This window comes from Kitasatospora sp. NPDC093806 (assembly GCF_040683335.1).
Classification (GTDB): Bacteria; Actinomycetota; Actinomycetes; order Streptomycetales; family Streptomycetaceae; genus Kitasatospora.
In genome coordinates this window covers 243,528-268,353 of sequence record NZ_JBFBDO010000002.1, presented here as the reverse complement: position 1 = coordinate 268,353, position 24,826 = coordinate 243,528, and the positions used below count along the sequence as shown (strand labels likewise).

Here is a 24,826-nt window from a genome sequence, read left to right as displayed (position 1 = left end):
GAGCTGGGGGTGGCCGCAGAGACCAGCGAGAAGCGACTGTTTACTAAAAACACAGGTCCGTGCGAAGCCGTAAGGCGATGTATACGGACTGACGCCTGCCCGGTGCTGGAACGTTAAGGGGACCGGTTAGCTCTGATTCGTCGGGGCGAAGCTGAGAACTTAAGCGCCAGTAAACGGCGGTGGTAACTATAACCATCCTAAGGTAGCGAAATTCCTTGTCGGGTAAGTTCCGACCTGCACGAATGGCGTAACGACTTCTCGACTGTCTCAACCATAGGCCCGGTGAAATTGCATTACGAGTAAAGATGCTCGTTTCGCGCAGCAGGACGGAAAGACCCCGGGACCTTTACTATAGCTTGATATTGGTGTTCGGTTCGGCTTGTGTAGGATAGGTGGGAGACTTTGAAGCAGCAACGCCAGTTGTTGTGGAGTCGTCGTTGAAATACCACTCTGGTCGTGCTGGATGTCTAACCTGGGTCCGTGATCCGGATCAGGGACAGTGTCTGGTGGGTAGTTTAACTGGGGCGGTTGCCTCCTAAAGGGTAACGGAGGCGCCCAAAGGTTCCCTCAGCCTGGTTGGCAATCAGGTGTTGAGTGTAAGTGCACAAGGGAGCTTGACTGTGAGACTGACGGGTCGAGCAGGTACGAAAGTAGGGACTAGTGATCCGGCGGTGGCTTGTGGAAGCGCCGTCGCTCAACGGATAAAAGGTACCCCGGGGATAACAGGCTGATCTTCCCCAAGAGTCCATATCGACGGGATGGTTTGGCACCTCGATGTCGGCTCGTCGCATCCTGGGGCTGGAGTAGGTCCCAAGGGTTGGGCTGTTCGCCCATTAAAGCGGTACGCGAGCTGGGTTTAGAACGTCGTGAGACAGTTCGGTCCCTATCCGCTGTGCGCGTAGGAGTGTTGAGAAGGGCTGTCCCTAGTACGAGAGGACCGGGACGGACGAACCTCTGGTGTGCCAGTTGTCCTGCCAAGGGCATGGCTGGTTGGCTACGTTCGGGAGGGATAACCGCTGAAAGCATCTAAGCGGGAAGCCTGCTTCGAGATGAGCACTCCCACCTCCTTGAGAGGGTAAGGCTCCCAGTAGACGACTGGGTTGATAGGCCGGATATGGAAGCCCTGTGAGGGGTGGAGTTGACCGGTACTAATAGGCCGAGGGCTTGTCCTCAGTTGCTCGCGTCCACTGTGTTGTTCTGAAACAACGACCCCCGCCCGGGAAGTCTGGGGTGGGTGCGGTTGACAGTTTCATAGTGTTTCGGTGGTCATAGCGTGAGGGAAACGCCCGGTTACATTCCGAACCCGGAAGCTAAGCCTCACAGCGCCGATGGTACTGCAGGGGGGACCCTGTGGGAGAGTAGGACGCCGCCGAACAATCATTCACAAAGAACCCCCATCCGGGATCCGGATGGGGGTTCTTTGCATTTCCGGCCCTTGTCCGGGGCCTGGGTGGTATCGTGCGGGCCATGTCGAGTCCGGAGTCAGACACGGTGGGGGCTTTCGGTCACGCCGTCAGCCCCCTGAACCACTGAGTTCGTAGCCCTGCCGTCCCGCCGCCTCCTGCGGCCGGACGAGGCGTCCCTGGGTGCTGACCGCGGTGACGAGATGACCTTCTCGTGCTTCTCCTCACCTCGGAGCCACTCGATGCCCCTCCCGCTGTATCTGCTCGCCGTGGCGGTCTTCGCCATGGGCACCTCGGAATTCATGCTCGCCGGCCTCCTGCCGGACCTCGCCGCGGACCTCGACGTGACGGTCGGGACGGCAGGCGTGCTCACCTCGGCCTTCGCGATCGGCATGGTCGTCGGTGCCCCGCTGATGGCCGGGCTCGCCCGCAACCGGCCCGGACGGTCCAGCCTGCTGGGGTTCGTCCTCGTCTTCCTGGCAGCCCACGTCGTGGGCGCCACCACCTCGGGCTTCCCGGTCCTGGTCGTGACCCGGGTGGCCGCGGCACTCGCGTACGCGGGGTTCCTGGCGGTTGCGCTGACGACTGCCACCACGCTGGTCCCGCCCGACAGGAAGGGACGTGCGCTCGCCGTGCTGTTGTCGGGCACCACGGTGGCCACGGTCGCCGGTGTGCCGGCGGGGTCGGTGCTCGGCACGCTGTTCGGCTGGCGGGCCACGTTCTGGGCCATCGCTGTTCTCTGTCTGCCGGCGGCCGTCGGCATCGTCAAAGGGATTCCGGCACGACGTCTGCGGCAGGCCGCTGCTGACGGGGCGGCACTGCGATCGGAACTCGCGCAACTCAAGAGGCCGCGGTTGCTCCTGGTCATGCTGCTCGGTGTCGTGGTGAACGCGGCGACCTTCGCCGGCTTCACCTTCCTCGCCCCCGTCGTGACCGACACCGCAGGGCTGGGGGAGCTGTGGATCTCCGTCGCCCTGGTGCTCTTCGGCGCCGGCTCTTTCACCGGGGTGACCGTCGCCGGCCGCTTGTCCGACCGGCACCCCGGTTCGGTCGTCGCGGTCGCCGGTCCGCTGCTGCTGGTGGGCTGGCCGGCTCTGGCCCTGCTGGCGGACCGGCCGGTCGCTCTGCTCGCCTTGGTGTTCGTCCAGGGCGCGCTGTCGTTCGCGCTGGGGAGCACGCTGATCACGCGGGTGCTCTACGAGGCGGCGGCAGCGCCGACCATGGCCGGCTCCTACGCGACGGCCGCGCTCAACGTGGGCGCTGTCGCGGGGCCCCTCATCGCCGCGACGACCCTCGGCACGGCGGCCGGGGACCTCGGGCCGCTCTGGGTGAGCGGACTCCTCGTCCTGGTCGCGCTGCTTGTCGCGTTCCCCTCGCGCGGTGTGATCGCGGGCTCCCTCTCCTCAGGGCACGGGGAAGCGCGTTCCTCGGAGATCACGCCTTGCCTCAGAGGCGGCCGGCGGCTTTGAGGGCGAGGTAGGTGTCGGCGAGGGCGGGGGCTACCGAGGTGGGTGGGGCGTCGAGGACGGTGACGCCGGCGCGGGTGAGGCGGTCGGCGGTGAGGCGGCGGTCGGCGCGGGTCTGTTCGGCCGCGGCGGCGCCGTAGACGGCCTCGACGGTGCCGCGGCCGGCGGCGAGTTCGTCGAGGCGAGGGTCGGCGACGGAGGCCAGGACGACCTCGTGGCGCTTGGTCAGGAGCGGGAGCAGGGGGAGCAGGCCGTCCTCGGCGGGTGCCGCGTCGAGACCGGTGAGCAGGACGATCAGCGAGCGGTGCGGCGCCATCTTGAGCGCGGTGGCGACCAGCGAGCGCATGTCGGTCTCGTAGAGGGCGGGCTCCATGACGGCCATCGCGGAGGTGAAGGCCGGGAGGATCTCGTTGGGGGAGCGGCCGGCCACCGAGACCCGCTTGCGCAGGTCGTGGGCGAGCAGGTCGACCCGGTCGCCGGCCTTGGTGGCGAGGGCGGTGAGCAGGAGCGCGGCGTCGAGGGAGGCGTCCAGGCGGGGGGCGTCGCCGACGCGGCCGGCGGAGGTGCGGCCGGTGTCGAGGACGATCAGGATGTGCCGGTCGCGCTCGGGGCGCCAGGTGCGGATGGCGACGGTGTTGCGGCGGGCGCTGGCCCGCCAGTCGATGGAGCGGACGTCGTCGCCGGGCAGGTATTCGCGCAGGGAGTCGAACTCGGTGCCCTGGCCGCGGGTCAGGACCGAGGTGCGGCCGTCGAGTTCGCGCAGCCGGGCGAGCCGGGAGGGCAGGTGCTTGCGGCTGGTGAACGGGGGGAGGGCGCGGACCGTCCAGGGGACGAGGTGGGAGCCCTGGCGGCCGGCCAGGCCGAGCGGGCCGAGCGAGCGGACCGTCACCTTGTGGGCGTGGTGGTCGCCGCGCCGGGTCGGGGTGAGGACGGTGGTGACGCGGCGTCGCTCGTGGCCGGGGACGCGCAGGGTGTGCCGGGAGGCGGCGAGTTCGGTGCCGGGCCGCCACGCGGAGGGCGCCCAGGCGTCGCGGATCCGGGCGCGCAGGGGGCGTCCGGCCGGGTTGGTGACGGTCAGTTCGACGGTGGCGGGCTCGCCGAGCCGGACCGTGGTGTCGCCGCCCCGGGTGATCCGCAGGCTGCGGACGGGGGCGGCGAGCACCAGGTCGACCAGGACGCCGAGCAGGACGGCGCCGGTGACGGCGCCGATCCCGGCCCAGGAGGGCAGCAGCAGGCCCGTGACGAGGGCGCCGAGCGCGGCGAGCAGGGCGGTTCGCCCGGTGAGGGCCATGCGGTGCGTTCCTTCGTCAGGGCCGGCGAGGCGCCGGAGAGGGGAGCGACGGGCTCGGCGTCGGCGCTGGGAGGGGCGTCAGCGCGGGAGCGGGGTCAGCGCGGGGCCGGGGTCTGGGCGAGGACGGCCTGGATGACGGAGTCGGCGGTGACGCCCTCCATCTCGGCCTCGGCGCGCAGCGCGACCCGGTGGCGCAGGGTGGGCAGGGCGAGGGCCTTGACGTCGTCGGGGGTGACGTAGTCGCGGCCGGCCAGCCAGGCCCAGGCGCGGGAGGCGCCGAGCAGCGCGGTGGCGCCGCGGGGGGAGACGCCGATCGACAGCGACGGCGACTGCCGGGTGGCCCGGCAGAGGTCGACGATGTAGGCGAGGACCTCGGGGGAGACGGTCAGCTTGGCGATCTGCTCGCGGGCGGCGGCGATGTGCCCGGGGCCGGCGACCGGGCGGACGCCGGCCGCGGCGAGGTCGCGCGGGTCGAAGCCGGCCGCGTGCCGGGCGAGGACCTGGAACTCCTGGTCCCGGTCGGGCAGCGGCAGGACGAGCTTGAGCAGGAAGCGGTCGAGCTGGGCCTCGGGCAGCGGGTAGGTGCCCTCGTACTCGACCGGGTTCTGGGTGGCGGCGACCAGGAACGGCACCGGCAGGGCGCGCGGTTCGCCGTCGACGGTGACCTGGTGCTCCTCCATGGCCTCCAGCAGGGCGGCCTGGGTCTTCGGCGGCGTGCGGTTGATCTCGTCGGCGAGCAGCAGGTTGGTGAAGACCGGGCCGGGCTGGAAGGAGAACTCGGCGGTGCGGGCGTCGTAGACGAGGGAGCCGGTGACGTCGCCGGGCATCAGGTCGGGGGTGAACTGGATGCGCTTGGTCTCCAGGCTGAGCGCGGTGGAGAGGGTGCGGATCAGCAGGGTCTTCGCCACGCCGGGGACGCCTTCGAGCAGCACGTGGCCGCCGCAGAGCAGGGCGACGACCAGGCCGGTGACGGCGGCGTCCTGGCCGACCACGGCCTTGGCGATCTCGGCGCGCAGCGCGGTCAGCGCCTCGCGCGGGTCGCCGACCCGCGGGTCGGTGGTGCTGCCGGGGGTGGCGGGGGCCGTGCCGGGGGTGATGCGGAGCTGGGCGGTGGCCTGTTCGGTCACGGCTTCCGTACCTGCCTTTCGAGGGCGTCGAGGTCGTCGGCGAGCCGCAGCAGCGCGGCGTCGTCGGTCGGGGGCGGGCCGTACAGGAGGGCCCGTACGTCCCCGGCGGGGCGCTCGGGGAGGCGGTCGGCGACGGCCGCGCAGAGAGCGGTGGGGTCGGGTGCGCCGGCCACGGGCGGGACGCCGAGGGCCGGGGCGATGCGGTGGGCGGTGGCGCGGCGCAGGGCGTCGGCGGCGCGGCCGCGGGCCTTGGCCCGGCGGTAGAGGCGGGCGCGGCCCTCGGTGGTCTCGGCGGCGCGGACCACCACGGGCAGGTTCTCGCTGATCACCGGGCCGAGTCGGCGGGCCCGCCAGAGGGCGGTGAGGAGCACGGCGACGGCGAGCTGGTAGCCGGCCCAGGTCCAGCCCTCGGGGATGTAGTCCTGGAAGCTCTTCTGCCCGCCCTCGGCGATCGGGGCGGTGTAGTCGGGCAGGTGCCAGGTGAGGTGCGGCTGGGCGCCGAGCAGGCCGAGGCCGAGGGCGGCGTTGCCGTCCTTCTTGAGCAGTTCGTTGGTGAGGAAGTCGCCGCTGCCGAGGACGACGACGTCGGTGCCGCGGCCGGTGGCGACGGTCACCAGGGGGTAGCCGTGGCCGCGCCGGTAGCAGCCCTCGCCGCGGCTGCCGGTGGTGTAGAGCAGGCCGCCGAGGTGGGCGGTGCCGGCCCGGACGGCCTCCGGGAGGGAGCACTGGGCCTCGGTGCTGCGGACGCCGGCGTAGGGGATGCCGCCGTTCTCGTCGGAGGTGCGGACGCCGGGGACGAGCGCGCTGAGCGCGGCGGGGCCGGGGGAGACCAGGACCAGCCGGCTGTGCTTGGCGGCGGCGACGGCGGCGAGCTGCTCGGGGGTGAGCAGGTCGGGTTCGGGCAGGACGAGGGTGTCGGCGCCGGTGGGGCGGCCGGTGGGGTCGGCGGTGATGTCGACCTTGAGGCCCTCGCGCTGGAGCAGGGCGATCACGCCGTGGCTGCCGGTGGCGTCGTAGGAGCGCGGGTCGAGCGGCGGGTACTGGCGGTCCTGGTTGACGACGGCCAGCAGGACGGCGGCGAGCAGCAGGAGCGCGACGGTGAGCAGGTACCAGCGGCCGCGGCGCCACAGGCCGCGGCCGGTGGGGGCGAGGCTGGTGCGGGGCGCGGGCGCCGGTTCGGTCGGGGCGTCGGCGGGGGCGTCGGCCGGGATGTCGACGGGGGTGGCGCTGGTCATGCGGCTCCTCCGGCGGCCGGGGCGAGGACCGGGCGGGCGCGCTCCAGGGTCCGGTCGAGGTCGCGCAGCAGCTGGAAGGCGGCCTGGTCGGCGGTGCGCTCGCCGTAGGCGATGTCGTCGAAGGCGCGGGCGGCCGCGGTGAGCGCGGCGGCGTGCTCGGGCAGGGCGCGGCCGGCCTCGGCGGCGGCCTCGTCGGCGGTGCGGCCGGGGCGGGTGTCGAGCAGGGTGCGCTCCTCCAGGCCGCGGACCAGGGCGCGCATCTGCTCGCGGACGGCCTCGGCCCAGCGGCCGGCGGCGGCGTGCCGCTCGGCGTCGGCCCGGTGTTCGGCGGCGCTGCGCGGGCCGACGGTGCCGAAGACGCCGAGGTCGGTGCGGGCGGCCCGCTTGGGGGCGCCGAGGCGCCACCAGAGGGCGGCGCCGATCACCACGGCGACCACCAGGAAGAGGATCAGGCCGGTGGTGCCGGTGGTGCCGTCACCGGCGAGCGCGCCGAGCGCCTCGTCGATCCGGTCCATGATCCAGTCGACGACCCGTTCCTGGAGGCTCGGGTCGTGGCGGTGGTAGTCGGCCTTGAGCAGCTCGTCGCGGGCCGCGTCCCGGGCGGCGTCGCGCGGCGTCGTGACCGGGGCCCCACCCGCGGTCACGACGATCTCCCCCCAGTTCGGCATCGGGCTCAGAACCCCGCCGGGTTCGGGCCGGCCTTGCCGCCCCAGCCGGTGCCGCCGTACTCGGGCAGGCCGGCGGCGCGGGCGAGCTCGATGTCGAGGGCCTCGCGGCGGATCCGCTGGTCGACGTAGAGCAGCACGCCGATGCTGGCGGTGAACGGGACGGTGACGGTGGCGGCGATGACGCCGCCGATCGCCATGGTGACGAGCATGGCGGTGGGCATCGCGCCGGACTGGCCGGCGTCGGCCTGCCGGGCGAGGTCGTTGAAGCCGAGCACCACGCCGATGAGCATGAACGGGGTGCTGATCACACCGGCCACGAAGGCGGCGATGATCTGGCTGAGCACGTTGATGCCGAAGATCCGCCACCAGGCGCCGCGGACCAGTCGGCGGGAGCGGGAGAGGGCGGTGACGACGCCCTGCTTCTCCAGCATCAGCGCGGGGGCGGCGAGGCTGAACTGCATCAGCAGCCAGGCCGCGACCGGGATGCTGAGCAGGCCCACCACGCCGAGCAGGAAGGCGATCGCCGGCTCCACCGAGCCGGCCAGCGCGTAGCCGATCAGCGGGGCGAAGCCGATCAGCACGATGCCGATGCCGATCAGGCCGGTGAGCAGGGTGAGGCCGGTGAGCTGGAGCAGCCGGGGCCGGGCGTCGCGCCAGGCGTCCCGGATGGTGGCGGACTGCCCGAGGATGGCGCGGCTGACGACCATGGTGAGCAGCGCCGAGGCGACCACGCCGAGCAGCCAGGAGACCGGCAGGCTGGCCAGGCTGGTGAGGATCGGGGTGAGCTCGCCGGTGTCGCCCTGGACGGCGAGCTGGGCGCCCAGCGAGGCGCCCTGCTGGACCACCGCGACGCCGAACGAGAGGCCGAGGGTGACGCGCCAGTGCTTGCGGACGGTGGAGACCGCGCCGTCGAGGATCTCGCCGAGGCCGAGCGGGCGCAGCGGGATCACGCCGGGCTTGGGGCTCTGCGGCACGCCCCAGCCGTACTGGCCGCCGGGGCCGCCGTACGGGCCGGGCTGTCCGTAGCCGGCCGGCTGGCCGTACGGGGGCTGCGGGGTGCCGGGGGCGGTGCCCCAGGCGGGCGGGGCGTCGTGCGACGGTACCGACTGGCCGGGCACGGTGGCGGGCGCGTCGGCCGCGGGCCGGGCAGCGTCGCGGGGCGGCTCGGACGAGCTGGGCGAGGCCCAGCCCGGGGTGTCGGTCATCACTGCTCCTCGGAGGGCGTCGGGGGTTCGCGGCGCCGGGTGGATCTTCACGCGGGCGCAGCGCCCATCGTGCCATGGTGGTCGGACGCTCCCCAGGGGGATCCGGTTGCTGTACGGCAACAGCGCGGCCGCGGACGGTTCGTGGGCCCTCCCGAGGGGTCCGGGCGGTGGCCGGTGGAGGGCATTCGCCCGGTATGGCCGGAATTCGGTGGATCACCAGTTGGCCGTTCTGGAGCAATGGGACTGCTGTGCGGCAGGTCACAATCCGGTAATGAGAAGATGGACCCATGAAGGGACGCGTCCTCGTCGTTGATGACGACTCCGCACTGGCCGAGATGCTCGGCATCGTGCTGCGGGGTGAGGGTTTTGAGCCGTTTTTCGTCGCGGATGGGGACAGGGCGCTAGCCGCCTTCCGGGAGACCAAGCCCGACCTGGTCCTGCTCGACCTGATGCTGCCCGGTCGGGACGGCATCGACGTCTGCCGGCAGATCCGGGCGGAGTCGGGCATTCCGATCGTCATGCTCACCGCCAAGACCGACACGGTGGACGTCGTGGTGGGCCTGGAGTCGGGCGCCGACGACTACGTCACCAAGCCGTTCAAGCCCAAGGAGCTGGTGGCCCGGGTGCGCGCCCGGCTGCGCCGCGCCGAGGAGCCGACGCCGGAGCAGCTGACCATCGGCGATCTGGTGATCGACGTGGCCGGCCACTCGGTGAAGCGGGACGGGCGGGGCATCCCGCTGACCCCGCTGGAGTTCGACCTGCTGGTCGCGCTGGCGCGCAAGCCCTGGCAGGTGTTCACCCGCGAGGTGCTGCTGGAGCAGGTCTGGGGCTACCGGCACGCGGCGGACACCCGGCTGGTCAACGTCCACGTGCAGCGTCTGCGCTCCAAGATCGAGAAGGACCCGGAGCGCCCCGAGATCGTGGTGACCGTCCGCGGCGTCGGCTACAAGGCCGGGCCCAGCTGACGTGACGTACCAGGCTGACGAGACCCCGTCGGGTTCCGCGACCGACGGGGGCGACGCCGTGCGCGGGGACGTGCTGAGCTCGACCGTCCGCAGCCGTCGGCGGCGCCGGCTGCTGGCCCTGTTCGCGCCGGTGACCCGTCAGCTGCGCCGGCCCGTGCACCGGGTGGCGGCGCTCTACCGGCGTTCGATCCAGCTGCGGGTGGTGGCGGCGACCCTGCTGCTGTCGGTCCTGGTGGTGCTGGTGCTGGGCGTCGTCGTGGTGGCGCAGGTGCGCACCGGGCTGCTGGAGACCAAGCGGTCGGCGGCCCGGGACCAGGCGCTCGCGGGCTTCCAGACCCAGCTCAAGAAGATCGACGAGGCGAAGGACCTGCGGCTGCGGGTCGGCGCGAGCACCGACCCGACCACCGAGGAGACCGGCACCTGGCTGCTCCGGCAGGTCGGCGACCTCGCGGCGAGCGGCCAGAGCGTCTACTCGGTGATCGCGACGGTGCCGGCCAGCGGCCGGTCGGTGCAGCCGGAGAAGGCCGGGCTGGGCCCGCGCTACTCCGGCGACATCTCGCCGGACAGCATCCCGCAGACCCTGAAGGCCAGGGTGGCGCAGGAGCCCGGCCAGACCTTCAGCCAGCCGACGGTGATCCACCGCTCGGTGGAGAGCAGCGGCGAGACCGAGCCCGGGCTGGTCTTCGGCCAGCAGTTCGTCAGCCCGAGCGGCGACGACTACCAGCTGTACTTCGTCTTCTCCTTCGGCCAGGAGACCAAGACCCTGGGTCTGGTCACCGGCACCCTGGCGACCGCCGGCGTGTTCGTGGTGATCATGATGGGCGGCATCGCCTGGCTGGTGGTGCGCCAGGTGGTGACCCCGGTCCGGATGGCCGCCGGGATCTCCGAGCGGCTGGCCGCCGGGCACCTGGAAGAGCGGATGAAGGTCACCGGGACGGACGACATCGCCCGGCTCGGCGAATCGTTCAACCGGATGGCCAACGCCCTGCAGGCGCAGATCCGCCAGCTGGAGGAGCTGTCCCGGGTGCAGCGGCGCTTCGTCTCGGACGTCTCGCACGAGCTGCGCACCCCGCTGACCACCGTCCGGATGGCCGCCGACCTGATCTACGACAGCCGCGAGGACCTGGATCCGATGGCGGCCCGGTCCGCCGAGCTGCTCCAGGGCCAGTTGGACCGGTTCGAGTCGCTGCTCGCCGACCTGCTGGAGATCAGCCGCTTCGACGCGGGCGCGGCCATCCTGGACGCCGAGCCGGTCGACCTGCGCGAGATCGTCGGCCGGGTGGTCGAGGCCGCCGATCCGCTGGCCCAGGCCAAGGGCAGCGCCGTGGTGATCCGCGGCGACGGCGAGCCGGTGCTGGCCGAGGTCGACTCCCGGCGGATCGAGCGCATCCTGCGCAACCTGGTGGTCAACGCGCTGGAGCACGGCGAGGGCCGCGACGTCGTGGTCCGGCTGGGCTCGCAGGACGGCGCGGTCGCGGTCGGCGTGCGCGACTACGGCATCGGCCTCAAGCCGGGCGAGGCGTCCCGGGTGTTCCACCGGTTCTGGCGGGCCGACCCGTCCCGGGTGCGGACCACCGGCGGCACCGGCCTCGGCCTGTCGATCGCCGTCGAGGACGCGCACCTGCACGGCGGCTGGCTCCAGGCCTGGGGCGAGCCGGGCGGCGGCTCGCACTTCCGGCTCACCCTGCCGCGCACCCGCGGCGGCGAGATCAGCCGGGCGCCGTTCCGGCTGGAGCCGGAGGACTCGCGCAACAACCGCGGCCTCGGCACCTACGGCACGCCGTACCGGCGGGCGATCCGGCCGGGCGGAGCGACCGCGCTGACCGCGGCGGAGGACTCGGCGGTCGCCGTCGCGGAGACCCCGGACGCCTCCGGGGGCGGCTTCGGCAGCGGCCTGGGCGGCGTGCTGAGCATCGGGCCGGGCCTCGGCTCGCCCCGGCTGCCCGAGGGGCCGCGCTCCGACCCGTCGGACGTGCGCCCGGTGGGCGCCGGGTACGGTGCGACCGGGGCCCAGGTCATGGTGGACCCGACGCCGTACCGGCCGCCGGTGGCGCAGCGGACGGCGGGGCCGGACGACATCGGCGGGGCGGACGGCACGGGTGGAACGGACACGGAGGGGTCGCAGCGTGCGAAGGACCAGCGGCAGGACTGAGCCGCGGCCGGTCTGGGTGGTCGGTGCCCTGCTGGGCGCCCTGCTGGTGACCGGCTGCGCGGGGATGCCGGATTCCGGCGGCATCACCAAGGTCGAGCTGTCGAAGAGCTCGGCGGACAAGAACCTGCAGGTCAGGGTCTACCCGGTGGAGCCGGGCAAGGACGCCAAGCCGTACGACCTGCTGACCGGGTTCCTGGACTCGCTGGCCGCCGATGACAACTACGAGACGGCGCGCAAGTACCTGACGCCGGCCGCGCGGGTGCGCTGGAACCCGGAGGCCGGCATCCAGGTGCTCGCCGCCGGCCCGACGCGCTACAGCGTGGGCGTGACGGACGCGGACGTCGACATCACCATCCCGATCAGCGGTCAGCTGGTCTCCCGGGTGGACGAGCGGCAGTCCTACACGATCGAATCGCCGCGGTCGCAGACGCCCGACCCGTACAACTTCACCTTCGTGCGGGAGAAGGGCGGCGAGTGGCGGATCGACAAGCTGCCGGACGGGCTGATCCTCAACGAGGTCACCTTCCGCAACAGCTACCGCCAGGTCGACCGGTTCTTCTACGCGGCGCCCGACCCGTCCGCGCCCGCCGGCGCGGCGGCGACCAGCCAGGACGTGCTGATCGCCGACCCGATCTACCTGCGCCGCCGAATAGACCCGCTGGGCTCGGCGGCCAGGGCCCTGGTGGCCGGTCCGTCGACCTGGCTCGGGCCGGTCGTCCGGTCGGCCTTCCCGGCCGGCGCGTCCGTCGAGTCGGTGAGCCTGGACGACGGCCGGACCGGGCACGTGCTGCTCGACCACGCCGACCTCGGCAGCCTGACGGCCTGCCGGCGGATGGCCACCCAGCTCCTCTACACCCTCGCCGACCAGGGCACCGGGCAGGTGGAGCGGCTGGAGCTCAAGAGCAAGAGCGGCGGTCCGAGCTGCCAGGCGAGCCGCAGCGACGAGCCGTACACCGGCCCCGGCGCGCTGGTCGGTCAGATGGCGAACCGGCAGTTCTACCAGCGGGCCGACGACGGTGTGCTGTACGAGGCGCAGCGCGGCAGCGACGGCCTCGGCGAGCAGGTGCGCGGGCCGCTGGGCCGGCCGCAGGCGAACGGGAAGCCGCTGGGTGCGGTGGCGGTCGCGCGGGACGGCGACCGCGCCGCGGCGATCAGTGGGGACGGGCACCAGCTCTACACCGTGCCGCTGTCGGAGACCGTGCCGGGCATGCCGCAGCCGCTGCTCACCTCGCCGAGCCGGCCGGGCGCGAAGGTCGAGGACGGGCTGGTCTCGCCGACCTGGGACGGGCGCGGGGACCTCTACGTGGTGGACCGTGACCCGCAGAACCCGCGGGTGCTGATGGTGCGCGACAAGCAGGCCCCGGTGACCCTGCCGGTGGACGAGCTGAACGGGCGCTCCGTGCAGGGGATCAAGGTCTCCTCGGACGGTGTCCGGGTCGCGCTGCTGCTGAAGGACGGCAAGGACAGCAAGGAGCAGCGGCTCTGGCTGGGGCTGATCGTCCACGGCGGCACCAAGGAGGCGCCGACCGCGAAGATCACCGGTCTGCGGCTGGCCAATCCGCTGTTCCAGGAGGTCCTCTCGGTCTCCTGGGCGGAGGCCGACCAGCTGCTGGTGCTCGGCAAGGAGCAGGGCAAGCTGCAGCAGCTGCACTACATCAGCACCGACGGTTCGCAGAACTCGGACGCCCGGCTGCAGAGCGGCGGGGAGATGGTCACGGCCGTGGCCTCGGAGTCGCGCGGGAGCAGCCCGCTGCCGCCGGTGCTGGCCCTGCAGGGGGCGGAGGGCAAGCCGTACCGGCTGGTCAACAACCAGTGGCGGGAGCTGGGGCTGACGTACAAGGTCTCGGCGTTCGGCTACCCGGGCTGATCCGGCCGATCCGGCTGATCCGGTCGACCCGGCTGATCCGGCCGACCGGGTGATCCGGCCGGCCCGGCCGGACGGCGGTCCCGGTGCGGGACGGCGGCCGCCACCGTGGCGGCCGCGCCGGGCGGCAGGCCGGCGGTGGACAGCGCCCGGGCGGCCTCGGCGAGGCTCGCGCCGGTGGTCACCAGGTCGTCGACCAGGACCACCCGGCGCCCGTCCGGCCGCCGGTGGGCGAGCGGCGGCACGGTCAGCGCGCCGTGCAGGTTGCGCCGCCGGTCGGCGGCGGAGAGCCCGGCCTGGTCGGCGACCGGGCGGGCGTGCCGCAGCAGCGGCGCGGCCCGGACGTCCAGGCCCTCCCGGCGCAGCGCGCGGGCGGCGGCGCCGGCCAGCCGGAGCGTCGGGTCGTGGCCGCGGGCCCGGACGGCGGCGCGGGCCGAGGGCACCGGGACGAGCAGCAGCGGGGCCGGGTCGGCGGGCGGGCCGAGCGCGGAGCGCACCGCCCGGGCCAGCGCCTCGCCGAGCGGGGCGGCCAGTCGCAGCGCGCCGCGTTCCTTGTGGGCGAGCAGCAGCCGGCGGACCGGGCCGGTGTAGGGGGCGGCGGCGTGCGCCCAGGGCAGGGCGGCGACCGGGCCGGGCACGGCGCCGGCCAGGGCGCGCCGGCAGTCCGGACAGAGCTGGCCGTGCTCGGCGCCGCAGCCCGCGCAGTGGGCCGGCAGCAGCACGTCGAGCAGTCCGGTGAGGGCGTGGGCGAACGGCCCCCGGGCGGACTGCGGACGGGGTGGTGCGGTGGTCGGCGGCACGGCCGCTCCTCGCGGGTCAGGCACGGAGAGTGAGCAAAGAATGCGCCGTACGGGGGGTGTTGTCCAGGTATTTACCTGTGTTTCACTCGCAGGAGGGTAGACAGGGGTCAGCAGCTTGACCGCCAGCCCATGACACCGGTCATGCCCCCAACTCTCCGCTGGGGAGGCGAAAACCCCGTGTGAGGTGTTCGATGAGGCTCCAGGGGGTTTCAACCGTCCCTGGTGGGGAGGAAGTGAGGTGAGGGCCAGTCGTTCCCGCCGTTGCCGGCGGGGCGGAGGGCCGGCAGAAGGATTGGCTGGTCCGGCTGGGTCTCAGCCCGATCCGGTAGCACCCGGATCGGCGACAGAACGAGGGATCGGAGTTCTGCGTGGACATCGTCGTCAAGGGCCGCAAGACCGAGCTGCCCAAGCGGTTCCGGGATCACGTGGCCGAGAAGCTGGAGAAGGTCCAGAAGTTCGACACCAAGGCGATCAGCCTCGATGTCGAGGTGTCCAAGGAACACAACCCGCGGCAGGCCGACCGGTCCGACCGCGTGGAGATCACGCTCCGTACCCGTGGCCCGGTGATCCGGGCCGAGGCCGCCGCCGCCGACCCCTACGCGGCGCTCGACCTGGCCTCGGCGAAGCTCGATGCCCAACTGCGCAAGTCCGCAGACCGGCGGCGGGTCCACAAGGGCGGCAACGGCCGCACCCCGATCAGCGTCGCCGAGGCGACCGCGGCCCTGGCCGCGCTGCCCGAGACGGCGTCGGCGGAGGGCGAGACCAACGGGGCCGTCCGCAAGACCATGATGGGTTCCCTGGAAGTGGAGGGCGAAGGCCCGCTGGTGGTCCGGGAGAAGACCCACCCGGCCGCCCCGATGGCGCTCGACCAGGCGCTCTACGCGATGGAGCTGGTCGGCCACGACTTCTACCTCTTCGTGGAGAAGGACAGCGGCCTGCCGAGCGTCGTCTACCGCCGGCACGGCTACCACTACGGCGTGATCCACCTGAAGGCCGACGGCTCGGCCGTCGAGGGTGGCGGTGCCGGTGGTGCGATCGGTGTCGGTGACGACGAGGACTGACCGTCCGAGCAGTGTGGAAGGGGTGACCCCGGCGGCCGTGCCGCCGGGGTCACCGGCGTTCCGGGGGCGTTCCCGGGGCGTTCTGGGGGCGGTCGCGGGGGCGCGCGGACGCCGGGGCGGGCGCCCGGTGCGGGGTGATCGGCGGCGGAGGGTGACCGGAGGGTGACCGGAGGAGCCCCCGGCCGTGGAATGATTGGCGCACGACGACCGGCGACGGGGGAGGAGCGGATGGGGGATCAGTTCGGGCTGGGGCCCGCGGGCAGGCCGGTCTCGGGGGTGTCGCCCGGTCTCGGGGCGGAGCCCGAGTACGCCCCCCGGCGGGGGGAGCCGATCCGCGTCCTGGTGGTGGACGACCACGCGCTGTTCCGCCGCGGCCTGGAGATCGTGCTGGCCGAGGAGGAGGACATCACCGTCGTCGGCGAGGCCGGGGACGGCGCCGAGGCGGTGCTCAAGGCGGCCGACCTGCTGCCCGACATCATCCTGATGGACGTTCGGATGCCGCGCCGCAGCGGGATCGAGGCCTGTACGGCGATCAAGGACGTCGCGCCCAGCACCAAGATCATCATGCTGACGATAAGCGACGAGGAGGCCGACCTCTACGAGGCGATCAAGGCGGGGGCCACCGGCTACCTGCTCAAGGAGATCTCCACCGACGAGGTCGCCACCGCGATCCGCGCGGTCGCCGACGGGCAGTCCCAGATCAGCCCGTCGATGGCGTCCAAGCTGCTCACCGAGTTCAAGTCGATGATCCAGCGCCGCTCCGACGAGCGGGAGTTGGTGCCGGCGCCGCGGCTGACCGACCGCGAGCTGGAGGTGCTGAAGCTGGTGGCCACCGGGATGAACAACCGGGAGATCGCCAAGGAGCTGTTCATCAGCGAGAACACCGTGAAGAACCACGTGCGCAACATCCTGGAGAAGCTCCAGCTGCACTCCCGGATGGAGGCCGTGGTGTACGCGATGCGGGAGAAGATCCTCGAAATAGGGTGACGGGCCGGCCGGCGGCACCCGGCCGCCCCGCCGCGGGGTCAGGCCAGCAGCTTCTCCAGGGCCGGGCGCAGCGTCTCGTCGTGCAGCGCCTCCACCCGGACGGCGTCGCAGCCGACCCAGCCGGCCGCCTCGCGCAGGGCGTCGGCCAGCGCGCCGAGGTGCCCGGGGGAGTCCAGCGAGACCTGACGGGCGACCAGGGTCCGCCCCTCGCGGGCCGGATCGACCCGGCCGACCAGCCGGCCGCCGGTCAGCAGCGGCATCGCGAAGTAGCCGTGCACCCGCTTGTGCCGGGGGGTGTAGGCCTCCAGCCGGTGCAGCATCCCGAAGATCCGCTCCGTGCGCGGGCGGTCCCAGATCAGCGAGTCGAACGGCGAGAGCAGCGTGGTGCGGTGGCGGCCGCGCGGCGCGGTGGCGAGCGCCGCCGGGTCGGCCCAGGCCGCGGCGGGGGTGCCGTCCGGGCCCCAGCCGGCCACCTGGACCGGGACCAGGCCGGAGTCGGCCAGCACCGGGTCCAGCTGCTCGGGGCGCAGCCGGTGGTAGTCGAGCAGGTCGGTCCGGGTGGCCACGCCGAGGGCCGCGCCGGACTGGGCGACCAGGGTGCGCAGGCACTCCTCGTCGGTCGGGTCGGTGCCGAACAGCTCGGCCGGGATGGCCTGTTCGGCGAGCGCGTAGACGCGCTTCCAGCTGCGCCGCTCGGTGCAGACGACGTCGCCGAAGCCCAGCGCCCGCTCCACCGCGATCTTGGTGTCGGACCAGTCCCACCAGTCGGCGGTCTTCTTGGCGCCGCCCAGCTCGGTGGAGGTGAGCGGGCCCTCGGCGCGCAGCTTGTCGAGCACCGAGCGGTAGGTGGCCTCGTCGACCTGCTTGCCCCAGACGTGGGCGTTCGCGCGGTAGCGGCGGCGCCGGAAGGCGAACAGCGGCCACTCCTCGACGGGCAGGATGCAGGCCGCGTGGGACCAGTACTCGAAGCTCGCCCCGGAGCCCCAGTACGCCGCCTCGACGGCCGGGCGGCCGACCGCGCCGAGCCGGGCGTAGGGGACCAGCTCGTGGGAGCGGGCCAGTACCGAGATGGTGTCGAGCTGCACCGAGCCGAGGTGGCGCAGCACCCCGCGCACGCCGCCGCGGCGGTCCGGCGCGCCGAGCAGGCCCTGGGCGCGCAGCGCGATCCGGCGGGCTTCGTCGGCGCCGAGCGTGGTCACCGGGGCGGGGCCGGCGGCTGCGCCGGTGCGGGAGGAACCGGTGCGGGACGGACCGGCGGCGGGGCGAGGGGTCGAGGCGGTCATGCCGGCGAGCCTAGACCGGGGGTCCGACAACCGGCCCGGCCCGACGGGAGCCCGCCCGGGGCCCGTCCGGGGCCCGCTGGTCGGGCTCCGGACGGGCCGGGGCGGCTCGTCCGGAGCCCGGCTGGGCTCGGCTCAGTCGGTCAGGTCGGTGGCGAGCAGGCCGGCGACCCAGGAGTCGTGGAACCGCCCGCGCTGCTCCGCGTACGAGCGCAGGGTGCCCTCGAACCTGAAGCCGACCTTCTCGGCCACCGCGCGGGAGCCCTCGTTGCCCACGTAGGCCAGCCACTCGACCCGGCGCAGGCCGAGCTCGGTGAGGGCGTACCGGACCACCGCGCGCGCCGCCTCGGCGGTGTAGCCGCGGCCGCGGAACTCCTTGGTCGCCCACCAGCCGACCTCGGCGACGCCCGACCGGCCCGGACAGGCCATCAGCCCCTGGGAGCCGACCAGCGCGCCGGACTCGCGCTCGAACACCGACCAGATCCGGTTCTCACCGGTCCGCCAGCCCTCGATCGCGAGTTCGCGGACGTAGAACTCGGCGTCCTCGCGTCGGTAGGGGCTGGGGACGACCGTCCAGCGCTGGATCTCCGCGTCCTGGCAGGCGGCGAATACCGCGTCGATGTCGGATTCCCGCGGGGCGCGCAGGATCAGGCGCTCGGTGGTGAGGACGACGGGCTCGACGGTTCCGACGGGCGGCGTCCCGGGCTGTGCTTCCGGCTGGTGCTCCGGCTGTTCTTCCATGACCGGATTATTCCGTGCAGGGAAGAATCCGAGCATCCGATTAACGGAGTGAGATCTTCGACTCCCCGGCCTGCCGCCCGGTTTGCCCCGGTGGGGGAGACTATCGGGCCATGTGCTCGCACGGGTGACACGGGAATAGCGTGCTGACGCACCTCCCGGGGCGTTGGACTCCTCGCATACGATGGCCCGTGCGGTGGGGTGGACCCACCGTGCAGTCGTCCAGTGCCAATACAGGCAAGGAGCCCGCTCACGTGTCCGTCTTCGACAAGATCCTGCGCGCCGGCGAAGGTAAGATCCTTCGCAAGCTGCAGCGGATTGCTGCCCAGGTCAACTCCATCGAAGAGGACTTCGTCAACCTCACCGACGCCGAGCTGCGCGCGCTGACCGACGAGTACAAGCAGCGGCTCGCCGACGGCGAGACCCTGGACGACATCCTCCCCGAGGCGTTCGCCACCGTCCGCGAGGCCGCCAAGCGCGTGCTCGGCCAGCGGCACTACGACGTCCAGCTGATGGGTGGCGCGGCCCTGCACCTCGGCTACGTCGCCGAGATGCGCACCGGTGAGGGCAAGACCCTGGTCGGCACCCTGCCCGCGTACCTCAACGCGCTCACCGGCAAGGGCGTGCACCTGATCACGGTCAACGACTACCTCGCCGAGCGCGACTCGGAGTGGATGGGCCGGGTGCACCGCTTCCTCGGCCTCGAAGTCGGCGTGATCCTCGGCAACATGACGCCCGCCGAGCGCAAGCGCCAGTACGGGATGGACATCACGTACGGCACCAACAACGAGTTCGGCTTCGACTACCTGCGCGACAACATGGCCTGGTCGAAGGACGAACTCGTCCAGCGCGGCCACAACTTCGCGGTGGTCGACGAGGTCGACTCGATCCTCATCGACGAGGCCCGTACCCCGCTGATCATCTCCGGCCCGGCCGACCAGGCGACCAAGTGGTACGCCGACTTCGCCAAGCTGGTGCAGCGCCTCAAGATCGACCGCGACTACGAGGTCGACGAGAAGAAGCGCACCGTCGGCGTGCTGGAGGAGGGCGTCTCCCGGGTCGAGGACTACCTCGGCATCGACAACCTCTACGAGTCGGTGAACACGCCGCTGGTGGGCTTCCTGAACAACGCCATCAAGGCGAAGGAGCTCTACAAGAACGACAAGGACTACGTCGTCATGAACGGCGAAGTCATGATCGTGGACGAGCACACCGGCCGTATCCTCGCCGGCCGCCGCTACAACGAGGGCATGCACCAGGCGATCGAGGCCAAGGAGGGGGTGGAGGTCCAGAACGAGAACCAGACCCTGGCCACCATCACCCTCCAGAACTTCTTCCGCCTGTACGACAAGCTGGCCGGTATGACCGGTACCGGTACCACCGAGGCGGCCGAGTTCCACCAGATCTACAAGCTCGGCGTGGTGCCGATCCCGACCAACAAGACGCCGCTGCGCATCGACCAGCCCGACCTGATCTACAAGTCGGAGCCGGCCAAGTTCGCCGCCGTGGTCGAGGACATCGCCGAGAAGCACGAGAAGGGCCAGCCGGTGCTGGTCGGCACCGTGTCGGTGGAGAAGTCCGAGTACCTGTCGCAGGAGCTGCGCAAGCGCGGCATCCCGCACGAGGTGCTGAACGCCAAGCACCACGAGCGCGAGGCGCAGATCGTCGCGCAGGCCGGCCGCAAGGGCGCCGTCACCGTCGCCACCAACATGGCCGGCCGCGGTACCGACATCATGCTCGGCGGCAACGCCGACCACCTGGCGGCGGCCGAGCTGGCCCAGCGCGGGCTCACCCCGACCGACACCCCGGACGAGTACGAGGCCGCGTTCCCGGCCGCGCTGGAGAAGGCCAAGGCCTCGGTCAAGGCCGAGCAGGACGAGGTCAAGGAGGCCGGCGGCCTCTACGTCCTCGGCACCGAGCGGCACGAGTCCCGCCGGATCGACAACCAGCTGCGCGGCCGCTCCGGCCGTCAGGGCGACCCGGGCGAGTCCCGCTTCTACCTGTCGCTCGGCGACGACCTGATGCGCCTGTTCAAGGCCGGCATGGTCGAGCGCGTGCTCTCGATGGCCAACGTGCCCGAGGACGTGCCGATCGAGTCGAAGATGGTCACCCGGGCCATCGCCTCCGCGCAGACCCAGGTCGAGCAGCAGAACTTCGAGATCCGCAAGAACGTCCTCAAGTACGACGAGGTGCTGAACCGCCAGCGCGAGGTCATCTACGGCGAGCGCCGCCGCGTGCTGGAGGGCGAGGACCTGCAGGAGCAGGTCGGCCACTTCATGGACGACACCGTCGAGGCGTACGTCAAGGCGGCCACCGGTGAGGGCTTCGAGGACGACTGGGACCTCGAGAAGCTGTGGACCGCGCTCAAGCAGCTCTACCCCGTCACCCTGGACCTGGAGGAGCTGGAGGAGGAGGCCGGCGGCACCGCGGGCCTCACGCCCGAGTTCCTCACCAAGTCCGTCCAGGAGGACGTCCAGGGCCAGTACGGCGCCCGTGAGGACCAGCTCGGCGCGGAGATCATGCGCGAGCTGGAGCGCCGCGTCGTCCTCTCGGTGCTGGACCGCCGCTGGCGCGAGCACCTCTACGAGATGGACTACCTCCAGGAGGGCATCGGCCTGCGGGCCATGGCGCAGCGCGACCCGCTGGTCGAGTACCAGCGCGAGGGCTTCGACATGTTCACCGCGATGATGGAGGGCATCAAGGAGGAGTCCGTCGGCTACCTGTTCAACCTGGAGGTCCAGGTCGAGCAGCAGGTCGAGGAGGTCCCGGTCGAGGACGCCGCGGTGCTGCTCGACAAGCTGGAGAAGGACGCCGCCCGCCCGGAGATCAAGGCCAAGGGCCTGGAGGCCCCCAAGCCGCAGCGCCTGCACTACACGGCCCCCTCGGAGGAGGTCGGCGGCGGTGTGGTCGAGGGTGACTTCGAGGACCTCGGCGCCGAGGACGAGGGCGACGGGCTGACCCGCGCCGAGCGCCGCAAGGCCGCCCGGTCGGCCAAGGGCCGCCGCCGCAAGAGCTGAGGCGAGGCCGGCCGGTCCGGCCCGCCGCCGCGCAGGGCGCCGCTCCCGTACGGGGGTGGCGCCCTGCGCCGTTCCCGGGGGTGTCAGCGCGGGCGTGCTCATCGGGCCTCCACGGCGGTGCACTGCCACTGACCGGCCGGGCCGCGCGGCTCCAGCCGGAACGCCACCATGTGGTGCCGGGCCCCGAGGTCGACCCGGACGCAGGCCTCGACGGCGCCCGGTGAGGGCGAGCGGTCGTGCACCGGGCCGAGCCGCGGCCGCTCGGCGCCGTGCGCCCGGCTCAGCGTGCCGGCCCGGACCAGCGCGGAGAGCTGGCCGTAGCAGGCCAGCGTGGTGTGCCGCAGCAGCTGGCCGGACGGCCGGGCGCCGGTGAGCACCTCCACCAGCCGGTGGGCGAAGCGGGTGCTCAGCCCGGCTTGCGGGGCGTGGCCCGGAGCGGGGGCGCAGGCGGTCCGGGGGTGGCGCGGGCGGCGTTCGGCGGCGGGCGGATGGTGGTGGTCCCGGGCGGTGCCGCGCGAGCGGTGCGGGCGCGCCGACAGCACGGCGGGCGGGACGAGCGGCGGGGCGGCGCGGTTCGGACAGGTGGCCATGGGCCTTCCTCGGGGCGGCGGGGCGGGACGGGGTCGGTCGTGCGGTCGTGCGGTCGTGCGGTCGTGTGGTGGTGCGGTCGGGCGGTGGTGCGAGTACGGACGGGACCTTGCTAGCCGCCCCTCGCGAGGGGCGGCAACGGCTTTCCGGCCGGCCCCCGGGCCGTTCCGAAGTTCACCTATCCGGGTGAGTGCGGCCGTGCGGGGGCAGGCGCCCGGGAGACCCCGGTGGCACGGCGTTGACGTGCCGGAGCGGGCGGGGGAGCCCGAAGGGGGACGGTCCCGTTCGCCAGGACGGGGCGTTGCGCCCCCACCGGGTCGACGCGCACGATCGGAGCCGGGACGGACGGCGACGCCCGGTCCGGACCACCACCGCCCCGACGAGGACAGGCGGCCGGTATGACGACATGGGTATCCGGGACGCGGGCGGCCGCGTCGGCGGCCACCGACGGCGCTCCCCGGCGCGGTCTGGTGCTGGGCGGCGGGGGCATGCTCGGCGCGGCCTGGACGGTCGGCGCGCTCTGCGCGGTCGAGGAGGCCACCGGCCGGCGTCCGGGCGACGCCGACGTGCTGCTCGGCACCTCGGCGGGCGCGATCCTCGCCGCGCTGCTGGCCGGCGGGGTCGGCGCCGACCAGCTCCGGGACCACCAGCGCGGGCTGCCGGTCACGGTCGGGCCGCTGGCCGGGGTGGACTTCGACTACGCCACGGCGGTCGGCGGCGCGCTGCCGCCGCGGCCCCGGGCGGGCATCGGCTCGCCGGGCCTGCTGCGGGACGCCGTCCGGCATCCGCGCGAGTACCCGCTGCTCACCATGGTCTCGGCGATGGCGCCGCACGGGCGCGGCTCGCTGGCGCGGGTCGGCGAGCTGGTCGACGGCCTGTTCGGCGGGCCGGCGGGTGGTCCGGCGGGGTCGGGCGGTCCGGTGGCGGGTTCGGCGGGTTCGGCGTTGCGGGTGGTCGCGGTGGACTACCGCAGCGGGCACCGGGTGGTCTTCGGGGACCCGGACGCGCCGCCGGCCGGCGTCGGCGAGGCGGTGATGGCCTCCTGCGCGATCCCCGGCTGGTTCGCCCCGGTCCGGGTGGCCGGCGCGGCGTACGTGGACGGCGGCTGCTGGTCGGCCACCAACGCCGACCTGCTGCTCGACCGGGGCCTGGACGAGGTGTACGTGCTCGCCCCGATGGCGCTCCGGCTCGACCCGCCCGGGCGCTCGGAGCCCGATCAGGGCGCGTCCGGTACGTCGCGCGCCCGGCGCGGAGGGGAGCGCCCGCACGGAGTGCTCGCCCAGCTGGTCGGCCGCTACCGCCGGTCGGTGACCCGGCAGCTGCTGCGCGAGGCCGGCCTGCTGCGGGCGGGCGGCGTCCGGGTGCACCTGCTCGCGCCCACCCCGGCGGACCTGGCGGTGATGGGGGCGAACCTGATGGACCCGACCCGCCGGGGCCCGGTCCTGGAGAGCGCGCTGCGCAGCTGCCGCACGGCCCTGGAGGGCGTGCGCTGAGGCCCCGGGGGTGCCGGGGCGACGGGAGGGCACCGAGGCCCGGCGTGGGGTTGGGGGCGTGCGGAGGGTGGCCGTGCGCCCGGGTCGGTGCGACGGGGGTGATCACAGGGGCGCGTCCGGCGCTTATTCTGGGGCGCTGGAAGCTGTGCCGCTGGACGAACCGGAGAGTGCCACCGATGCGCGTGTACGTGCCCACCACCCTGACCGGCCTGGCGGCGGCGCACTCCGGCGGCGCGCTGGACCAGTCCGCCGCGTACGCCGTGACGCCCGCGCTGCGCGAGTGGTACGTCAGCGACGACCTGGAGGAGCTGGAGTACGCGGCGCTGAACCGGGCCGCCCAGTCCTCGCTCCGGCTGCTGGCCGCCGACCCGCAGGCCCCGCGCCGCCGCGTCGTGGTCGCGCTGGACGTCGCCGACTCCGCCGTCCGCCCGTTCCCCGGCGACGAGTACCAGGACCAGGCCTCGCTGGGCCGGGTGGTGCTGGCCGGACCGGTGAAGCTGGCCAAGGCGGCCTCGGTGCACGCGGACGTCGCCGACCAGGACGTGGTGGAGGACGTGGCAGCGGCGGTCGCGGCGGTGACGGCGGCCGACGCGGGCGACCAGGACGCCCAGTTCACCGTGGACGGCGCCGAGGACCACGACCTGCTCTGGTACGCCACCCAGGAGATCGCCGCCCTGCTGGCCTGAGGCCCCCGCCCGCCCGGGGCCCCGCGCAGGTCGGGCGGCGTGAGCCCCGTCCTACCGGCTTGTCGGTGCCCGGCGTTACCGTTCACGCGTGCGCACACACATCGTCTGGGACTGGAACGGCACGCTCTTCCACGACATGGAAGCGGTGCTCGGCGCGAGCAACGCCGCCTTCGCGACCATCGGCGTCGGGCCGATGACGCTGCAGGAGTACCGCGAGCAGTACGAGATCCCGATCCCGAAGTTCTACCAGCGGCTGCTCGGCCGGATGCCCTCCGAGGCCGAGTGGCTGCGCCTGGACGACGCCTTCCACGACCGCTACCACGAGCTGAGCCCCGCCTGCGGTCTGACGGAGGGCGCCCGGGAGCTGCTGGACGGCTGGCGGGCGGCCGGGCACAGCCAGTCGCTGCTGTCCATGTACCAGCACGACCGGCTGCTGCCGGTGGTCGACGGCTTCGGCCTGTCCGGGCAGTTCCTGCGGGTGGACGGGCGCAGCGGCCCGGCCGGCGGGCAGAAGGCGGAGCACCTGGTCCGCCACCTGGCCGCGCTCGGCGAGCACACCGACGGCGGGCACGTGGACCCGGCGCGGACGGTGCTGATCGGGGACGCGGCGGACGACGCGCTGGCGGCGCTGAGCGCGGGCGCGCACGCGGTGCTGTACACGGGCGGCTCGCACACCCGGGAGAAGCTGGAGCCGGTCGGCGTGCCGGTGGTGGACACCCTGGCGGAGGCCGTCGAGCTGGCGACCCGCCTGGTCGGCTGAGCGGGCGCGCCTAGCGGGCGGGCCGAGCGGGCGGGCCGAG

Annotated in this window: 19 protein-coding genes and 2 rRNA genes; 12 read left to right on the top strand and 9 right to left on the bottom strand. The window is 73.2% G+C overall.

What is annotated here, in order from left to right; genetic code table 11:
* From AB0N76_RS03515 to AB0N76_RS03505, 3 genes are all read left to right on the top strand, one after another.
* Positions 1 to 1,172 (top strand): 23S ribosomal RNA (locus AB0N76_RS03515); the annotation flags it as partial.
* A gap of 86 nt (positions 1,173 to 1,258) precedes the next feature.
* Positions 1,259 to 1,375 (top strand): 5S ribosomal RNA (gene rrf / locus AB0N76_RS03510).
* Positions 1,376 to 1,645: 270 nt separating this feature from the next.
* Complete coding sequence (locus tag AB0N76_RS03505; protein ID WP_363552643.1) at positions 1,646 to 2,872, top strand: Cmx/CmrA family chloramphenicol efflux MFS transporter; 1,227 nt, start codon at positions 1,646 to 1,648, stop codon at positions 2,870 to 2,872.
* Here the strand turns inward: AB0N76_RS03505 and AB0N76_RS03500 are convergent.
* The 5 genes from AB0N76_RS03500 to AB0N76_RS03480 all read right to left on the bottom strand — a co-directional run bounded on the left by AB0N76_RS03500 (position 2,850) and on the right by AB0N76_RS03480 (position 8,395).
* Entirely contained in the window at positions 2,850 to 4,160 is a 1,311-nt protein-coding gene (locus tag AB0N76_RS03500) for a DUF58 domain-containing protein (protein WP_363552641.1), read from the bottom strand. The two genes, AB0N76_RS03505 and AB0N76_RS03500, sit on opposite strands and share 23 nt — an antisense overlap.
* Before the next feature lie 95 nt (positions 4,161 to 4,255).
* Positions 4,256 to 5,185: a MoxR family ATPase gene (locus tag AB0N76_RS03495; RefSeq protein ID WP_363552681.1), complete on the bottom strand. Its 930-nt coding sequence runs from the start codon at positions 5,183 to 5,185 to the stop codon at positions 4,256 to 4,258.
* A gap of 98 nt (positions 5,186 to 5,283) precedes the next feature.
* Positions 5,284 to 6,522 carry a DUF4350 domain-containing protein gene (locus AB0N76_RS03490; protein ID WP_363552639.1) on the bottom strand — a complete coding sequence of 413 codons (1,239 nt, stop codon included), beginning with the start codon at positions 6,520 to 6,522 and terminating at the stop codon, positions 5,284 to 5,286.
* Entirely contained in the window at positions 6,519 to 7,190 is a 672-nt protein-coding gene (locus AB0N76_RS03485; protein ID WP_363552637.1) for a DUF4129 domain-containing protein, read from the bottom strand. Before AB0N76_RS03485 ends, AB0N76_RS03490 begins: the two co-directional genes overlap by 4 nt.
* A gap of 5 nt (positions 7,191 to 7,195) precedes the next feature.
* Entirely contained in the window at positions 7,196 to 8,395 is a 1,200-nt protein-coding gene (locus tag AB0N76_RS03480; protein WP_363552635.1) for a hypothetical protein, read from the bottom strand.
* A gap of 287 nt (positions 8,396 to 8,682) precedes the next feature.
* Between AB0N76_RS03480 and mtrA the strand changes: the two genes are divergently transcribed.
* From mtrA to AB0N76_RS03465, 3 genes are all read left to right on the top strand, one after another.
* Entirely contained in the window at positions 8,683 to 9,360 is a 678-nt protein-coding gene (mtrA, locus tag AB0N76_RS03475) for an MtrAB system response regulator MtrA (RefSeq protein ID WP_030247322.1), read from the top strand.
* 112 nt (positions 9,361 to 9,472) lie between these two features.
* The gene (gene mtrB / locus AB0N76_RS03470; RefSeq protein WP_363552679.1) at positions 9,473 to 11,512 is read left to right on the top strand and encodes an MtrAB system histidine kinase MtrB; all 2,040 of its coding nucleotides are present in this window, start codon (positions 9,473 to 9,475) and stop codon (positions 11,510 to 11,512) included.
* Positions 11,487 to 13,379 carry an LpqB family beta-propeller domain-containing protein gene (locus tag AB0N76_RS03465; protein ID WP_363552633.1) on the top strand — a complete coding sequence of 631 codons (1,893 nt, stop codon included), beginning with the start codon at positions 11,487 to 11,489 and terminating at the stop codon, positions 13,377 to 13,379. The genes mtrB and AB0N76_RS03465 overlap by 26 nt, the downstream gene beginning before the upstream one ends.
* On the opposite strand, the gene AB0N76_RS03460 is transcribed toward AB0N76_RS03465, so the two are convergent.
* Positions 13,367 to 14,095 carry a phosphoribosyltransferase family protein gene (locus tag AB0N76_RS03460; RefSeq protein WP_363552677.1) on the bottom strand — a complete coding sequence of 243 codons (729 nt, stop codon included), beginning with the start codon at positions 14,093 to 14,095 and terminating at the stop codon, positions 13,367 to 13,369. The genes AB0N76_RS03465 and AB0N76_RS03460 overlap by 13 nt on opposite strands.
* 449 nt (positions 14,096 to 14,544) lie before the next feature.
* Between AB0N76_RS03460 and raiA the strand changes: the two genes are divergently transcribed.
* Together raiA and AB0N76_RS03450 are read left to right on the top strand one after the other, a co-directional pair.
* Entirely contained in the window at positions 14,545 to 15,237 is a 693-nt protein-coding gene (raiA, locus tag AB0N76_RS03455) for a ribosome-associated translation inhibitor RaiA (RefSeq protein ID WP_363552631.1), read from the top strand.
* Between the two features lie 228 nt (positions 15,238 to 15,465).
* Positions 15,466 to 16,224, top strand: coding sequence for a response regulator transcription factor (locus AB0N76_RS03450; protein WP_363552629.1), 759 nt, complete (start codon positions 15,466 to 15,468; stop codon positions 16,222 to 16,224).
* A gap of 38 nt (positions 16,225 to 16,262) precedes the next feature.
* Here AB0N76_RS03450 and AB0N76_RS03445 read toward each other — a convergent pair whose 3' ends face one another.
* On the bottom strand, positions 16,263 to 17,507 hold the full coding sequence (locus AB0N76_RS03445) for a crosslink repair DNA glycosylase YcaQ family protein (protein WP_363552627.1): 1,245 nt from the start codon (positions 17,505 to 17,507) through the stop codon (positions 16,263 to 16,265).
* A gap of 132 nt (positions 17,508 to 17,639) precedes the next feature.
* Positions 17,640 to 18,245 (bottom strand): GNAT family N-acetyltransferase, encoded by a 606-nt coding sequence (locus AB0N76_RS03440; RefSeq protein WP_363552624.1) that lies wholly within the window; start codon positions 18,243 to 18,245, stop codon positions 17,640 to 17,642.
* 251 nt (positions 18,246 to 18,496) lie between these two features.
* On the opposite strand from AB0N76_RS03440, the gene secA reads away from it, so the two are divergent.
* On the top strand, positions 18,497 to 21,259 hold the full coding sequence (gene secA / locus AB0N76_RS03435) for a preprotein translocase subunit SecA (RefSeq protein ID WP_363552622.1): 2,763 nt from the start codon (positions 18,497 to 18,499) through the stop codon (positions 21,257 to 21,259).
* A gap of 98 nt (positions 21,260 to 21,357) precedes the next feature.
* Here secA and AB0N76_RS03430 read toward each other — a convergent pair whose 3' ends face one another.
* Positions 21,358 to 21,849 (bottom strand): Rv3235 family protein, encoded by a 492-nt coding sequence (locus AB0N76_RS03430; RefSeq protein WP_363552620.1) that lies wholly within the window; start codon positions 21,847 to 21,849, stop codon positions 21,358 to 21,360.
* A 396-nt stretch (positions 21,850 to 22,245) separates the two neighbouring features.
* Here AB0N76_RS03430 and AB0N76_RS03425 point away from each other — a divergent pair, with 396 nt between their 5' ends.
* From AB0N76_RS03425 to AB0N76_RS03415, 3 genes are all read left to right on the top strand, one after another.
* Entirely contained in the window at positions 22,246 to 23,340 is a 1,095-nt protein-coding gene (locus AB0N76_RS03425; protein WP_363552618.1) for a patatin-like phospholipase family protein, read from the top strand.
* Between the two features lie 176 nt (positions 23,341 to 23,516).
* Positions 23,517 to 24,026 (top strand): hypothetical protein, encoded by a 510-nt coding sequence (locus AB0N76_RS03420; RefSeq protein WP_363552616.1) that lies wholly within the window; start codon positions 23,517 to 23,519, stop codon positions 24,024 to 24,026.
* Positions 24,027 to 24,114: 88 nt separating this feature from the next.
* Positions 24,115 to 24,786, top strand: coding sequence for an HAD hydrolase-like protein (locus AB0N76_RS03415; RefSeq protein ID WP_363552614.1), 672 nt, complete (start codon positions 24,115 to 24,117; stop codon positions 24,784 to 24,786).
* Positions 24,787 to 24,826 lie beyond the last annotated feature (40 nt).